The 13902-nt window shown below is 72.1% G+C and carries 17 protein-coding genes; 13 read left to right on the forward strand and 4 right to left on the reverse strand.

Features of this window, described 5'->3' with window-relative positions:
* The first annotated feature begins 36 nt into the window (after nucleotides 1-36).
* Together A3OM_RS0120960 and A3OM_RS0120965 are read left to right on the forward strand one after the other, a co-directional pair.
* Entirely contained in the window at nucleotides 37-570 is a 534-nt protein-coding gene (locus tag A3OM_RS0120960) for an HK97 family phage prohead protease (protein WP_018045751.1), read from the forward strand.
* Nucleotides 567-1862, forward strand: a complete 1296-nt coding sequence (locus tag A3OM_RS0120965) for a phage major capsid protein (RefSeq protein WP_018045752.1) — start codon at nucleotides 567-569, stop codon at nucleotides 1860-1862. The genes A3OM_RS0120960 and A3OM_RS0120965 overlap by 4 nt, the downstream gene beginning before the upstream one ends.
* A gap of 49 nt (nucleotides 1863-1911) precedes the next feature.
* Here the strand turns inward: A3OM_RS0120965 and A3OM_RS0120970 are convergent, their stop codons facing one another.
* Nucleotides 1912-2775: a trypsin-like serine protease gene (locus A3OM_RS0120970; RefSeq protein ID WP_018045753.1), complete on the reverse strand. Its 864-nt coding sequence runs from the start codon at nucleotides 2773-2775 to the stop codon at nucleotides 1912-1914.
* A 109-nt stretch (nucleotides 2776-2884) separates the two neighbouring features.
* Nucleotides 2885-3634 carry a S1 family peptidase gene (locus A3OM_RS0120975; protein ID WP_245257814.1) on the reverse strand — a complete coding sequence of 250 codons (750 nt, stop codon included), beginning with the start codon at nucleotides 3632-3634 and terminating at the stop codon, nucleotides 2885-2887.
* Between the two features lie 50 nt (nucleotides 3635-3684).
* Between A3OM_RS0120975 and A3OM_RS0120980 the strand changes: the two genes are divergently transcribed.
* From A3OM_RS0120980 to A3OM_RS0121025, 10 genes are all read left to right on the forward strand, one after another.
* The gene (locus A3OM_RS0120980; RefSeq protein ID WP_018045755.1) at nucleotides 3685-4245 is read left to right on the forward strand and encodes a phage head-tail connector protein; all 561 of its coding nucleotides are present in this window, start codon (nucleotides 3685-3687) and stop codon (nucleotides 4243-4245) included.
* Nucleotides 4246-4267: 22 nt separating this feature from the next.
* The gene (locus A3OM_RS0120985) at nucleotides 4268-4615 is read left to right on the forward strand and encodes a phage head closure protein (protein ID WP_018045756.1); all 348 of its coding nucleotides are present in this window, start codon (nucleotides 4268-4270) and stop codon (nucleotides 4613-4615) included.
* Nucleotides 4612-5052 (forward strand): DUF3168 domain-containing protein, encoded by a 441-nt coding sequence (locus tag A3OM_RS0120990; RefSeq protein WP_018045757.1) that lies wholly within the window; start codon nucleotides 4612-4614, stop codon nucleotides 5050-5052. The genes A3OM_RS0120985 and A3OM_RS0120990 overlap by 4 nt, the downstream gene beginning before the upstream one ends.
* Nucleotides 5053-5114: 62 nt before the next feature.
* A complete protein-coding gene (locus tag A3OM_RS0120995; RefSeq protein WP_018045758.1) occupies nucleotides 5115-5522 on the forward strand; it encodes a phage major tail protein, TP901-1 family in 408 nt (135 codons plus the stop codon).
* Nucleotides 5522-5845, forward strand: a complete 324-nt coding sequence (locus A3OM_RS0121000; RefSeq protein WP_018045759.1) for a gene transfer agent family protein — start codon at nucleotides 5522-5524, stop codon at nucleotides 5843-5845. The genes A3OM_RS0120995 and A3OM_RS0121000 overlap by 1 nt, the downstream gene beginning before the upstream one ends.
* Complete coding sequence (locus A3OM_RS0121005) at nucleotides 5842-6060, forward strand: phage tail assembly chaperone (protein WP_018045760.1); 219 nt, start codon at nucleotides 5842-5844, stop codon at nucleotides 6058-6060. Before A3OM_RS0121000 ends, A3OM_RS0121005 begins: the two co-directional genes overlap by 4 nt.
* A gap of 256 nt (nucleotides 6061-6316) precedes the next feature.
* Nucleotides 6317-6889 (forward strand): phage tail tape measure protein, encoded by a 573-nt coding sequence (locus A3OM_RS0121010; RefSeq protein WP_018045761.1) that lies wholly within the window; start codon nucleotides 6317-6319, stop codon nucleotides 6887-6889.
* Nucleotides 6890-6944: 55 nt separating this feature from the next.
* Complete coding sequence (locus A3OM_RS0121015) at nucleotides 6945-7580, forward strand: DUF2460 domain-containing protein (protein WP_018045762.1); 636 nt, start codon at nucleotides 6945-6947, stop codon at nucleotides 7578-7580.
* Between the two features lie 15 nt (nucleotides 7581-7595).
* Nucleotides 7596-8489: a DUF2163 domain-containing protein gene (locus A3OM_RS0121020; protein WP_018045763.1), complete on the forward strand. Its 894-nt coding sequence runs from the start codon at nucleotides 7596-7598 to the stop codon at nucleotides 8487-8489.
* 19 nt (nucleotides 8490-8508) lie between these two features.
* Entirely contained in the window at nucleotides 8509-8955 is a 447-nt protein-coding gene (locus A3OM_RS0121025) for an NlpC/P60 family protein (RefSeq protein ID WP_018045764.1), read from the forward strand.
* Nucleotides 8956-9280: 325 nt separating this feature from the next.
* On the opposite strand, the gene A3OM_RS0121030 is transcribed toward A3OM_RS0121025, so the two are convergent.
* Both A3OM_RS0121030 and A3OM_RS0121035 read right to left on the reverse strand, forming a co-directional pair.
* Nucleotides 9281-9565 carry an addiction module antidote protein gene (locus tag A3OM_RS0121030; protein WP_018045765.1) on the reverse strand — a complete coding sequence of 95 codons (285 nt, stop codon included), beginning with the start codon at nucleotides 9563-9565 and terminating at the stop codon, nucleotides 9281-9283.
* Nucleotides 9562-9975, reverse strand: a complete 414-nt coding sequence (locus tag A3OM_RS0121035; RefSeq protein ID WP_018045766.1) for a type II toxin-antitoxin system RelE/ParE family toxin — start codon at nucleotides 9973-9975, stop codon at nucleotides 9562-9564. Before A3OM_RS0121035 ends, A3OM_RS0121030 begins: the two co-directional genes overlap by 4 nt.
* Between A3OM_RS0121035 and A3OM_RS0121040 the strand changes: the two genes are divergently transcribed.
* The gene (locus A3OM_RS0121040; RefSeq protein ID WP_018045767.1) at nucleotides 9974-13882 is read left to right on the forward strand and encodes a glycoside hydrolase/phage tail family protein; all 3909 of its coding nucleotides are present in this window, start codon (nucleotides 9974-9976) and stop codon (nucleotides 13880-13882) included. The two genes, A3OM_RS0121035 and A3OM_RS0121040, sit on opposite strands and share 2 nt — an antisense overlap.
* The last annotated feature ends 20 nt before the right edge of the window (nucleotides 13883-13902 follow it).

The raw sequence follows: 13902 nt of genomic DNA on the forward strand, positions 1-13902 counted from the left end.
TCTCCCCATTGTCACCCCACCCTTCGGGAGCCCGCCATGGACGGCCATTTCACCGGCTATGCCAGCCTGTTCGGCGTGCCCGATCTCGGCAACGATGTCGTGTCCGCCGGGGCCTTCGCGGCGAGCCTTGGCGAGCGCGGGGCCGCAGGCGTGCGGATGCTGTTCCAGCACGATCCGGCCGAGCCGATCGGGCGCTGGCTCTCCCTGCGCGAGGATGCGCGCGGCCTGCGCGTGGAGGGGCTGATCAACCTCGCCGTCCAGCGCGGGCGCGAGGTCGACGCGCTGATGCGCGAGGGCGGCCTCGACGGTCTGTCCATCGGCTTTCGCACCCTGCGGTCGAGCCCACAGCGCGGCGGCCTGCGCCGCCTGCTGGCGGTCGACCTCTGGGAGATCTCCCTCGTCACCTTCCCGCTCCTGCCCGGCGCCCGCGCCGCCGTGCCGGACGGGACGGTGACGCCCCTCGCCCGCGAGTTGCGCGCCTTCGCACACCGGCTCGCGCCGCGTGGTGCGCCGTCCCCCCGGACGGCCTCCGCCCCCTCCCCCTTCACCCAGCAGACGAGGTTCGCATGAGTGTTCACGTTTCGCCGAGCGCCCCGGAGACCAAGGCCGATCCGCACGGCTTTCTGGAAAACAAAGCGGCGCGCCCCGCCTCCGACGCCGAAGTCGGCGCCGCCATGGGCGAACTCTCCCGCGCCTTCGAGGCCTTCAAGGAGACCAATGACGGCCGGCTCGCCGAACTCGAGGGGCGCCGCTCCGGCGATATCCTCACCGAGGAGAAGCTCGCCCGCATCGACGCGGCCCTCGACTCGGCGCGGACCCGCCTCGACCGCCTGACCCTGGACGGCCGCCGTCCGCCCCTGGGCGGGGACGGGCCGAGCCGTCCGGACCCGGCTTCCGTCGAGCACAAGGCCGCCTTCGACCTCTATGTCCGGGCGGGCGAGAGCGGCGGGCTGAAGCGGCTGGAGGAGAAGGCGCTCTCGGCCGGCTCCGGCCCCGATGGCGGCTATCTAGTGCCGCAGGCCATCGAACGGGACGTGTTGCGGCGGCTCGCCAATCTCTCGCCGATCCGGTCGCTCGCCACGGTGCGCACCATCTCCGGCGGGCTCTACAAGCGCGCCGTCTCCACCACCGATGCGGTCTCGGGCTGGGTCGCCGAGACCGCGGCGCGGCCCCAGACCGACGCTCCGTCTCTCTCGGAACTGAGCTTCCCGGCCATGGAGCTCTATGCCATGCCGGCGGCGACCCAGACGCTCCTCGACGATGCCATCGTCGATATCGACGCCTGGCTCGCCGACGAGGTGGAGACCGCCTTCGCCGAACAGGAAAGCGTCGCCTTCGTCACCGGCAACGGGGTCAGCCGCCCGCGCGGCTTCCTCAGCGTGGACAACGTGGCGAATTCTGCCTGGAGCCCAGGCAAGCTCGGCTTCGTCGCCACCGGCGCGGCCGGGGCCTTCCCCACCGCCAACCCGTCCGACGTGCTGTTCGACCTCGTCTACGCCCTGCGGGCCGGCTACCGCCAGAACGCCAGCTTCGTGATGAACCGCAAGGTCCAGAGCACGATCCGCAAGATGAAGGATGCCGACGGAAACTACCTGTGGCAGCCGCCGGTCTCGGCCGACAGGATCGCGACCCTGCTCGGCTTCCCCGTGGCCGAGGCCGAGGCGATGCCGGATGTGGCGGCCAGCAGCCTGTCCATCGCCTTCGGCGACTTCAAGCGCGGCTACCTCGTGGTGGACCGCGCCGGCCTGCGCGTCCTGCGCGATCCCTACTCGGCCAAGCCCTACGTGCTGTTCTACACCACCAAGCGCGTGGGCGGCGGCGTGCAGGATTTCGACGCGATCAAGCTGCTGAAGTTCGCGTGAATCTGGCTGCCCCCGGTCGAGACAGCCCAGGGGCAATCCTTGTAGCGCCCTACCGCCGTCCCGGCCGCGCCATCCAGTCCGAGCGGTTGGAGCGGCGGAAGCTCGCGGGTGCCTCGCTGGCGGTGAGCTGTGCCATCTCGGCGGCGCGCGACGTGATCCAGCCGGCATGCTGGCCGATGGGGGTCACCGCCGTGAAGCCGCCGCAGGCGGTGCGGGCGCGCTTGTCCTGGCGCATGGCGCCGCTCGACCAGCTGACCACGCCGACGATCTGGTAGCCGCCCGGACCGCCGCGCAGGATCGGCCCGCCGGAATCGCCGAGGCAGGCGCCGGCTCCCGCTGTCTCGGCGAGCTTGCGCCGGTCGGTCACCACCGTGACCGTGTTGGCGACCTGGAGCGAACCGATCGAGACGAGATGCGCCTGCCGCAAGGTACGGGCGGTGTTGCGGCGGTTCTCCGCCACCACGCCGAAGCCGGCGATGTCCACCGACTCGCCGGTGCCGATGGCCCCGCCGCCACGCGGATCGAGGGGCTGGAAATCGGCCCCCAGGGGCTCGGACAGTTTGATCAGGGCCAAGTCGATGCCCGGCTGGTCCTCCGGCGTGGTGCCGGGCACGAAATCGGGGTGCATCGACGCCGCGATGGCGGGGATGCGGCGCTGGCGGAACGACCGGTCGACGGCGACGACGCTGTAGCCGGCCTGGTGCATGACACAATGCGCGGCGGTCAGCACGAGATCGGGACCGATGAGGGTGCCCGAGCAGATCTCGCCCTGGGTGCTCTCGATGCGCACTACAGAGGCGCGCAACCCGTTGGGATCACGGGAGACTTCGCCGTTGATCACGGCAAAGGCCGGAGCCGGAATCAGCCCGACCAGCGCCGTTACGACGGCCCTGCGGAGCGCGGTCGCGAACATCGTGTCTCTCCCGCGCCCGGCATGAGCCCCGGACGTCCCTGGAATGAAGCCTAGCGTAAGGCAATCCTTCGGCCAAGCTCCGGTTCCGTCCCGCAAGAGCGCGGCGGCCTCAGGGCGTGGACCAGGCGGCGGAACGGCCCCAGCCGGCGAGGGTCCGGTCGATCCAGTCGCGCTGCGGCCCCAGCAGGACGCCCTGGGAGATGGCGCCGCAGGCGCCGCCCCCCACCCAGGCGGAGACGGCCAGCGGCGGCGCGCCGGGCGTAGTCGCGATCGGCCCGCCGGAATCGCCCTGGCAGGCGCCGGATGCGCCGCCGGACGGTTTCATCCAGACCAGGATGCGGCTCTGCCCGTAGGGCTCGACCACGGGGAGGACGGCGCTGCGGAAGGTGCCGGTGGTGCGCGCCTCGCCCGGTTTCGACACACCGTAGCCGGAGAGGACGAGGCTCTCGCCGGCGCGCGGCAGCGCGGCGCTGAGCGGGGTCGGCCGGAAGCGGCCGGGAAGCGGTGTCGCGGTGCGGACGAGCGCCAGATCGATGGAGCGCCGGCGCCCGGCGATGGCGCCGGCATCGTAGCCGGGATGGACCGCGCGGGCCGCGAGATCGACCAGCACCGGCTGGCCCGCCTCGTCGCGAAAATGCACCCGGTGCTCCGCGCCGCCCCGGCGGGAGCCCACCGCCACGCAATGGCCCGCCGTCAGCACCGCATCCTGCGCCACGACGATGCCGGTGCACACGCCGCCGTTCGAGGACAGCACCATCACGGCCGAGCCGGCCGCCTCCGGCGCCTCGCGGCCGCCGATCACGGCACCGGCCGGCGCGGCGGCGAGGCCGAGCAGCAGCGCGATACCCGCAGACCGCATGTCGAGATCCATTCCGCCCATCCCCTTCATCGCCCCACCCGGAGACGACGATGAGTCCGATACGCGTCGATGCCGCCATCGTCGAGCCGGTCACCCTGGCGGACATGCGCGCTCACCTGCGCCTCGACCCGGACAACACCGCCGAGGACGGTCTGGTGGAGGGCCTGATCGCCTCGGCCCGCGCCATGGTGGAGCTGGCGACGCGGCGCATCCTGGCGCCGGGCCGCTACCGGGTGATGCTCACGGCCTGGCCCGCCAACGGGTTCGTGCCCCTGCCCCTGAGCCCCCTCGTCGCCCTGGCGAGCGCGGGCTCGGTGGGTGCGACCGGGACCGTCACGGCCTTCGCCCCCGGCCTCGTCCGCCTCGCGCCGGATACGGTGGAAGCGCCGGGGCTGATCGTCTCGCCCGCCCTTCCCTCGCTGTACCGGGCCGCCGCCCTGATCGAGGTCGATGCCGGTTATGGCGGAGCGGGTCCGCCGGTCCCTCCTGCCCTCGTCCAGGCGATCCGGCTCGTGGCAGCGCACGGGTTCGAGCATCGCGGCGACCTGCCGGTCACCCTCACCCCGATGGTGGAGGCGCTGATCGCCCCCCACCGCCGGATGCGCCTCTAACCGTACCGTCCGGAGCTTTGCCATGACGCACCCGCCCATCGGCGCGCGGCGACGCCACTACGTGCTCGAACGCTTCGTCGACGACCCGGACGGTTTCGGCGGGCACCTTCGCCGGTTCGTGGCCGGCCCGCTCCTGTGGGGCACGCTGGAATCCACCGGCCATGCCGAGCGCACGCGCGGCGGCCGGTCCGATGCGGTGGCGACCCACCGCATTCGCATCGCCTACCGCGCCGACGTCACGCCCGCCATGCGGCTCGTCTCCGGCTCGCGCCGCTTCGCCATCCGCGCGGCGGGCGATCCCGACGGGCGCGGGCGCGACCTCGTCTGCGAGGTCGAGGAATTGATCGACGCGACGGGGGGCCTGACATGAGCGACGCCCTGTCCCTTCCGGCCAACCCGCTCCTCGCCCTGCGGGCCGCCATCCTGACCGTCCTCGGCACTGATGCGGAGCTCGGCCGGCTCATGGGCGGGCAGGTCCGCATCCATGACGAGCCGCCGCGCGGCGCGGCGCCCGTCTACGCGGTGTTCGGACCCGCCGAGATGCGGGACGATTCCGTCGACGGCGCGCTGCGCCATACCCATCGGCTCGGGCTGATCCTCTTCGCCAGGCCCGGATCGAGCCGCGGCGCCATCGAGGCCGCCGGCCGGGCCGCCGCCCTCCTGCACGAGGCGCTGCTCTCCCCCGCCGGCCATGCCCTGTCGATCCTGCGGGTCGAATCCCTCGCCTGCGCCCGTGACGAGCGCAGCGGCGAGACCCGCGCCATCCTCACCCTCCAGGCCGTCACAGAGCGGCTGCCGACCTCCTGAACCGGTTTTGCTCCGCGGAACCGGTGGCCACCTTTGCGAAACCCGCTTCAAGGAGCGACCCCATGAGTGCCCAGAAAGGCAAGGACCTCCTCATCCGGATCAGCGAGGGAACGGGGTTCACGGCGGTGGCCGGCCTGCGCGCCCGGCAGCTCGCCTTCAACGCCGAGACCGTGGACGTGACGAGCGCCGAATCCGTCGGGCGCTGGCGCGAGCTGCTGGCCGGGGCGGGGGTGCGCCGCGCGGCCGTCTCCGGCTCGGGCGTTTTTCGCGACGAGGCCTCCGATGCGCGCCTGCGCCAGATGTTCTTCGACGGCAGCATCGACACGCTGCAGGTCGTGGTGCCGGCCTTCGGCACGATCCAGGGCCTGTTTCAGATCACCAGCCTGGAATATCGCGGCGACCATGCCGGCGAGGTGACCTTCGACATGGCCCTCGATTCGGCCGGCCCCCTCACTTTTACGAGCCTGTGATGGCCAACCGCAGACGCGGAGAGGTCTCCGTCGCGATCGGGGACCGGCGCTACACCCTGTGCCTCACCCTGGGAGCCCTGGCCGAACTGGAGGAGGCGCTCGGCGCCACCGATCTCACCGGCCTCGCGGGCCGCTTCGCCGAAGGCCGCCTCGCCAGCCGCGACCTCATCGCGCTTCTCGGCGCGACCCTGCGCGGCGGCGGCCACGATCTCGACGACGCGGCGGTGGCGCGGCTGCCGCTCTCGGGTGGGATCGAGCCCATCGCGACGGCCCTCGGCGAGGCCCTGGCCGCCGCCTTCGGGGCCGAGACGCCGGACCCTTGAGCCCCACGGGCGGGATCGGGCCGGAGGCTCCCTCCGCCTTCCCGTGGGACGAGGCCATGGCCCTGGGCCTGAACGCCCTGCGCTGGAGCCCGCGCGACTTCTGGACGGCGACGCCCCGCGAATTGATGGCCGCCGCCGGTCGCGGCGGCCGGCGCGACGCGACCGGCGCCGCCGACCTGCGGCGGCTGATGGATGCCTATCCAGACCCGTCGTGATTTGGTTCGGCCGTCGATGAAACCCGGCTTCCGCGCGAGCCGCCGTGCTGTCCGCGAGGGACGTCTCGTCACAAAAAACCACCTCATCCTGAGGTGCGGCGACAGCCGCCTCGAAGGAGCCCTCCAGCCCACTCTGCGGCTTCTGGAGCCCTCCTTCGAGGCCTTCGCTGCGCGGCGGCACCTCAGGATGAGGTCGGTGGATCGGATGGGGACGGGGAGAACCGAGCCCCTGAGACGCAGATGACAGGAGGCACCCATGGCCGAGACCGAGATCGACCGCACCCTCGCCGCGCGGGCGAAGCAACTGAGCACCCTGGACAATCTGGCCCAGAAGTTCGGCGACAGCCTGAGCAAGGCCTTCACCGGCACGGTCGGCCCGGCCAAGCAGCTCGACGGGGCGCTCACATCCCTCGTCACCAAGCTCGCCGGCATGGCCGGCAAGGCCGTCCTCGACCCGGTGAAGGGCGGCATCGAATCCCTGGTGCGGAGCCTGATCAATTCCGGCGCATCGAGCACCGCCTTCGCCAAGGGCGGCGTGATCGCTGGCGGCCGGGTGCGCCCCTTCGCGAGCGGCGGCGTGGTGGCCGCCCCCACCTACTTCCCCCTGCGCGACGGGACGGGCCTGATGGGCGAGGCCGGCCCGGAGGCGATCCTGCCCCTCGCGCGGGGCAGCGACGGCCGGCTCGGGGTCGCCGGCGGCGCTTCGGGCCAGCCGGTCTCCGTCACCGTCCACATTGCGACGCCGGATGCGGAGAGCTTCCGCCGCTCGGAGGCCCAGGTAGCCGCCGCCCTCGCCCGTGCGGTAGCGCGCGGAAGGCGCGCGTCCTGAGCGAGAACGACGCGGGGCCGTCGCGCATCCTGACCATCATCCAGGGAGGCCCGCCATGGCCGGTGATTTCCACGAGGTCCGCTTTCCCCTCGACGTGGCGCTGCGCGGCAGCGGGGGGCCGAGCCGCCTCACCGAGATCGTGACTTTGGCCTCGGGGCGCGAGCACCGAAACAGCCGCTGGGCCGATTCGCGGCGGCGCTACGATGCGGGTCTGGGCATCCGCACCCTCGACGCCCTGCACGCGGTCCTGGCCTTCTTCGAAGAGCGGCGCGGGCGCCTCTACGGCTTCCGCTATCGCGACCGGATCGACCATCGCTCGGGGCCGCCGTCCCAGGCGGTGGGGCCGGGCGACCAGCCTCTCGGACTCGGGGACGGCGCGACGCGGGTGTTTCCCCTCGCCAAGACCTACGGCACCGGGCCGCTGCCCTATCGCCGCCTCATCGCCAAGCCGGTGGCGGAGACCGTGCGGGTGGCGGTGGCCGGTGTCGAGCGACCGGCCTCTTCCTTCACCTGCGACGGCACCACGGGCCTCGTCACCCTGGCGGCGGCCCCCGCCGCGGGCGCGCCGGTGACGGCGGGGTTCTGGTTCGACGTGCCCGTCCGCTTCGACACCGACGAGCTCAGCGTGGACCTCCAGGCCTTCAGCGCCGGAGAGATCCCGAACGTGCCGCTCATTGAGATCGTGCCCTGACCGGAGCCTGAAAGCATGCGCGACATCCCCGCCGCCCTCGCCGCGCATCTCGCCGGCGGGGCCACCACCCTGTGCCATTGCTGGTCACTGACCCGGCGCGACGGCCTCACCCTCGGTTTCACCGACCATGACCGCGACCTCGCCTTCTCCGGCATCACCTTCGCGGCGCGCTCGGGGTTAGAGGCCGCCGAGGCGAGCGCGGAGCTCGGCTTCGCGGTGGGCGGCGGCGAGGTCGCCGGGGCGCTGACCTCGCTCGGCATCGCCGACGCCGACGTGGCGGGCGGGCTCTACGACGCGGCCGGCATCGAGACCTGGCTCGTGGACTGGACCGATCCGGGAACGCGGCTCCTCTTGGATGTCGGGACCATCGGCGAGATCCGCCGGGCGGGCACCGCCTTCGTGGCGGAAGTGCGCGGGTTGATGGACCGCCTCGACGCGGAGCGCGGCCGGACCTTCCGGGCCACCTGCGGCGCGGATCTCGGCGATGCACGCTGCCGCGTCGATCTCGCCGACCCGCGCTTCCGCACCACCGGGACCGTTCTGGCGCCGGCGACACCGGGCGATCTGCCAGCCGCACTGGCGGGGATTTTCGCCGAGGGCACCTTCACGGGCGGACGGCTCAGCTGGGATTCGGGCGCGAATGCCGGCCTCGCCAACGACGTCCGGGCGCACCGGCAGGCCGAGGGCGGCGTCCGGATCGAACTCTGGCAGGAGCCGCCCCGCGCCATGGCCGCCGGAGACCGGTTCACCCTGACGGCCGGCTGCGACAAGCGCCTCTCCACCTGTGCCGGCACCTTCGCCAACGCGGTGAATTTTCAGGGATTCCCCCACATGCCCGGCAACGACTTCGTCATGCGCGCCATCCCCGGTTCCAGCACCACCCTCGACGGCGGAAGCCTGTTCCGTTGAGCCGGCAAAGGACTTGCTCATGCGAAGCTCCGACCGGATCGTCGCCGAGGCACGGGCCTGGATCGGTACGCCCTACCGGCATCAGGCCTCGCTCAAGGGTGTCGGCTGCGATTGCCTCGGCCTCGTCCGGGGGGTCTGGCGCGGGCTCCTCGGCCCCGAGCCAGAGATCGCACCGCCCTATTCGGCCTCCTGGGCGGAATCCGCCGCCGGTGGCACCGACCCGATGGCGGAGGCGGCCCGGCGCCATCTCGTCGCCCTGCCCCGCCCCGACGCCGGATACGAACCCGAGGCCGGCGACGTCCTGCTCTTCGCCTTCCGCTCTCATTTGCCGGCAAAGCACTGCGCGATCGCGAGCGGGGCCGGGACGATGATCCACGCCCATGATGGCGCGGCGGTGACGGAGGTCGCCCTCACGCGATGGTGGCGCCGTCACCTGGCGCATGTGTTCCGGTTTCCCGGCGCCTGATATCGGGAAGCCGAGACGACAGGCGCGCCTCCCCTCATCCCCGCACGCGGGGAGAGGGTCGCAGGCACCTCGTCGTGCCTGTGACGAGCGGAGCGAGGGTGAGGGGGCGGCTCCGAGTGAGGCTCGTCCGAAGAAGCCCCCTTACCCTCGGCTGCCGCTTCGACGTGCTCCCCGACGAGGGGGAGGCACGTCCCTCTCCCCGCGAGCGGGGCGAGGCGATGCGCACCGATGGGCGAGGCCGAGCCGAAGACAGCACAATTCACCTCGCTGCCCTGAACCGCCGCCCTCATCGAGCGCATGCGCTACGGTTTCAGGATGGCCCGGTTCAGGAATGCGGAAGGACGGTGAGCCTCACGCCGAGCCCATCCATGACCTTCCGGACGGTTTCGTAGCGCAGCTTGGAGCCCGGAGAGAGGGCCTTGTAGAGGCTTTCACGACCGAGCCCGGAATCCTTGGCGATCTGGGTCATGCCCCGTGCCTTGGCCACGTCGCCGAGGGCCGCGAGAAACACCTGTGGATCCGGATCTTCGAGGGCGGCTGCGAGATACTCGGCGATGGCTTCGTCAGTGCCGAGATACTCCGAAGCATCGAAGGGCGTGAACTCTGTCATGGCGTGCTCCGGTCAAGCGAAGAGAGCATGGCGATGGCGTCTTGAATATCGCGAGCCTGACTCGCTTTGTCGCCACCCTTCAGAAGCAGGTAAATCGTCTCGCCGCGTCGCGCATAGTAGAGGCGATAGCCAGGACCGTAATGAATCCGCATTTCGGAGATCCCGCTTCCTACCGGCTTGGTATCTCCGAAGCTGCCTAGGCTCGCCGCCCGTAGCCGTGCGGTGATCCGGGCTTTCGCGCGCTCGTCGCGCAGGCCTTTCAGCCAGACTTTGAATCGGTCCGAGAGCAGGATCGTCGGCATGCGATCCTTGTATCCGGTTGGATACGAGCCCTCAAGCACCTGCTTCTGCTGCCCGGCTGCCATTCCCGCCCGGTAGACCCGCCAACGTTTGTCGGAGCCCTCCCGCATGGCCACGCTCATCCTGCAGACAGCCGGGGCGGCTCTCGGGACCGCGCTCGGCGGCCCGATCGGCGGGGCCGTGCTGAGCACGCTCGGCGCCGTGGCCGGCGGCGCGATCGACAGCGCCCTGTTCGGGTCGCGGGCCGGGCCGCGCGTCGTCGAAGGCCCGCGCCTGACCGATGTGGCCGGGCTGTCCTCCACGGAGGGCGAGCCGATCAAGCGGGTCTACGGCCGAGCCAAGGTAGGGGGCACCCTGATCTGGGCGACGCGCCCGCTCGAGGTGGCCAATACCAGCGTCCAGCGCGCCGCGTCCGGGGGCAAGGGCGGCGCCGGCCAGAAGACCGTGACGACCACCTATGCCTATTTCGCCGATCTCGCGGTGGGGCTGTGCGAGGGCGAGATCGCCCATGTCCGCCGGGTCTGGGCCGACGGCCGCGAGATCGACCTCACCACCCTGAATTACCGCCTGCACCGGGGCGGGGCCGACCAGGCGCCCGATCCGTTGATCGTCGCCAAGGAGGGCGCGGAACGAGCCCCGGCCTATCGCGGCCTCGCCTATATGGTGTTCGAGCGGATGGCGCTGGCCGAGTTCGGCAACCGGGTGCCGCAACTGGCCTTCGAGGTGATCCGCCCGGTGGAGGGGCTCGCCGGGATGGTCCGCGCGGTCTGCCTCATTCCCGGCTCGACGGAGTTCGGCCTCGACCCCCGCCTCGTCACCGAGGATGCGGGTTTCGGCGCCACGCGGGCGGCCAACCGCTTTCAGTTCCAAAAGGCGAGCGACGTCACCGCCTCCCTCGACGCGCTCCAGGCCCTGTGCCCGCGCCTCGCCCGTGTCTCGGTGGTGGCGAGCTGGTTCGGCAGCGACCTGCGCGCGGGCCGATGCACGGTGACGCCCAAGGTCGACCGGCCGGACAAGGCGACGCTCGGCGACACATGGAGCGTCGCCGGGCTGACCCGCGATGAGGTGAAGACGGTCTCGACCGCGCCCATGGGAGGTGCGGCCTATGGCGGCACACCCTCCGATGCGGGGCTCGGCCGCCTCGTCGCAGAGCTGCGCCGCCGTGGTCTCGAGGTCGTGCTCTACCCGTTCGTGATGATGGACGTGCCCGCCGGCAACGGCCTGCCCGATCCGCGCGACGCGGGCGCGCTCCATCAACCGCCCTATCCCTGGCGCGGTCGCATCACCTGTTTCCCGGCCCCCGGCCAGCCGGGAAGCCCGGACGGGACCGCCGCTGCGTCCGCGCAAGTGGCGGCCTTCTTCCAGAACCCGGACGGATACCGCCGCTTCCTCCTGCATTACGCCGACCTCGCCGCCGGCTGGGCGGCCGACGGCGTTTCGCTCTCCGGCTTCATCATCGGCAGCGAGTTTCCGAGCCTCACCCGCGTGCGGGGCGAGGCCGGGCGCTATCCGGCGGTGGAGGCCTTCAAGGCCCTGGCGCAGGAGGTGCGCGCCCGCCTCGGGGCCGGCGTGGCCCTGGTCTACGCGGCCGACTGGACCGAGTACGGCGCCCATGTCCGCGACGGCGGGGCGACGGTGCGATTCCCCCTCGACGCGCTGTTTTCCGATCCCGCCATCGCGGCGGTGGGCATCGACTATTACCCGCCGATCAGCGACTGGCGCGACGGCGCGGACCATGCCGACCTCGCCGAGACCGACAGCGTCTACGACACCGCCTATCTCAAGCGCCGCCTCGGGGCCGGGGAGGCGTTCGACTGGTACTATGCCAATGACGCCGACCGGCGGGCGCAGGCGCGCACCCCCATCACCGACGGCGCTGCGGCCAAACCCTGGATCTACCGGGCCAAGGACCTCGTCTCCTGGTGGTCGAACCCGCATCGCGAGCGCGACGGCGGGGTCGAGACCGGCACCACGGCCTGGATTCCCCGATCCAAGCCGATCTGGCTCACCGAGATCGGCGTGCCCGCCGTGGACAGGGGCACCAACGGCCCCAACGTCTTTCCCGACGCGAAATCCTCCGAGAACGCAGCTCCGTCCTTCTCGGCCAACGTGCGCGACGACCTGATCCAGGCCCGTGGCCTCACCGCCATCCTGACCCGCTTCGATGCGGCGCTGCCGGGTTTCGAGCCGGCTCACAACCCGGTTTCGCCCATCTATGGCGGCCCGATGGTGTCGCCCGGCTCCGTCTTCGTCTGGTGCTGGGACGCGCGGCCCTTCCCGGCCTTCCCGGATTTCGACACGGTCTGGGCGGATGCGGAGAACTGGTCCCTGGGTCACTGGATCACAGGACGGATCGAGGGGCTGGAGCTCGACCGCCTGATCGGCGCGATCCTCGCCGATCTCGGCATCACGGCACCGGCCCGGATCGCCGCCGATGCCTTTCTCGACGGCTACGTCATCGACCGGCCGATGTCGGCGCGCGGCGCCCTGGAGCCGCTGGCCCGGGTCTACGGGCTCGACGTCTCGGCGGTGGGCGGCAGGCTCGACATTCGCGGCCCGCGCCGCGAGAGCCCGATCGTCCTGGCGGCCGCCGATCTCGTGCTCACCGAGCGGGACCGGGCGCCGCTGAGCTTCGTCCGCGCCGAGGAATCGGAACTGCCCCGCGGGCTCACCCTCGCCTTCTGCGACGGGCAGAGCGCCGATTACCGGACCGCCACCGCCTCGGCGATCCGCCCCACCGGCCTGAGACGGCGCGAGAGCAACGCCGACGCGCCCATCGTCACCCGCAGGGGGAGCGCCGAAGCGCTGGCCGAGGCGCTCCTCGACATGGCCATCGCCGGGCGCGACAGCGCGGGTTTCGCGGTCAGCCCGCGCCGGATCGACCTGGTGCCCGGCGATCTCCTGTACCTGCCCGGCGCGCCGCTGCCGCATCGGATCGTGCGGATCGCCGACAGCGCCGGCGCGCGGCGGATCGAGACCCGCGCCGTGCCGGTCCACAGCTCTCGCCTCGGCGCGAACCGAAGCCCCGACGACAGGGGATACCGGCCACCCCCGTCCATGGCCGGGCGGCCCTTCGCCCGCGTGCTCGACCTGCCCGTGGACAGGGGCAGCCCGACGATCCTGCAATACCTCGCGGTCTCGGCCGATCCCTGGCCCGGCGAGATGGCCGTCTGGCGCTCGGCCAGCGAGAGCGGCCCCCTCGGCCTGCACCGGATCGTCGATTATCCGGCCTGCCTCGGCGAGACGCTGACGCCGCTGCCGCCGGGACCGCTCTGGCGCTTCGACCGGGGAACCCGGCTCGATGTGCGCCTGCGCCATGCCGGTGCCCTGTCCTCCATCGCGGAGGACGATGCGCTCTCCGGCGGCAACCTGTTCGCCCTCGTGGGAAGCGACGGCCGGGTCGAGATCATCGCGGCGGCCGGCGCCGATCTGATCGGCCCCGGCACCTATCGCCTCAGCCGCCTGCTGCGCGGCCTGATGGGGAGCGAGGATCTCAGCCGGCGCGCAAACCCGGCCGGCTGCCTCGTGGTGCGCCTCGACGACGGGGCGGTCGTGCCCCTGGTGGAGCGGCTCGACGAGGCCGGCCGCCCGTTTCGCTACCGGATCGGGCCGGGCACCGGCGACCCCGGCGATCCGAGTTATGTCGAGCTCCAGGCGAGCGCCGGCCTGCTGCCGCTCCTTCCACTCGCGCCGGTTCATCCGGCCGCGCGGCGCGAGGCCGGCGGGATCAGGCTGTCCTGGCTCCGTCGGGCGCGGCGGGACGCGGATGGCTGGGAGCCGGTGGAGATCCCGCAGGACGAGCCGGGCGAGACCTATCTCGTCGAAATCCATGCGGCGGACGGATCGACCCTGCGGACCGCCCGAACGAACGAGCCGGCGCTCCTCTACGCCACCGCCGACGAGGCTGCCGATTTCGGCGCGAAGCAGACCCGCCTCGACGTGAGCGTCGCCCAGGTCGGGACCGTCGCCGGACCCGGCCCGAGCCGCCGCGCCCTCCTGCCCGTTCGCTCCGCCTGAGCGACCCGACCGACCCGGAG

Source organism: Methylobacterium sp. 88A, from assembly GCF_000376345.1.
In the GTDB taxonomy this organism is placed as follows: domain Bacteria; phylum Pseudomonadota; class Alphaproteobacteria; order Rhizobiales; family Beijerinckiaceae; genus Methylobacterium; species Methylobacterium bullatum.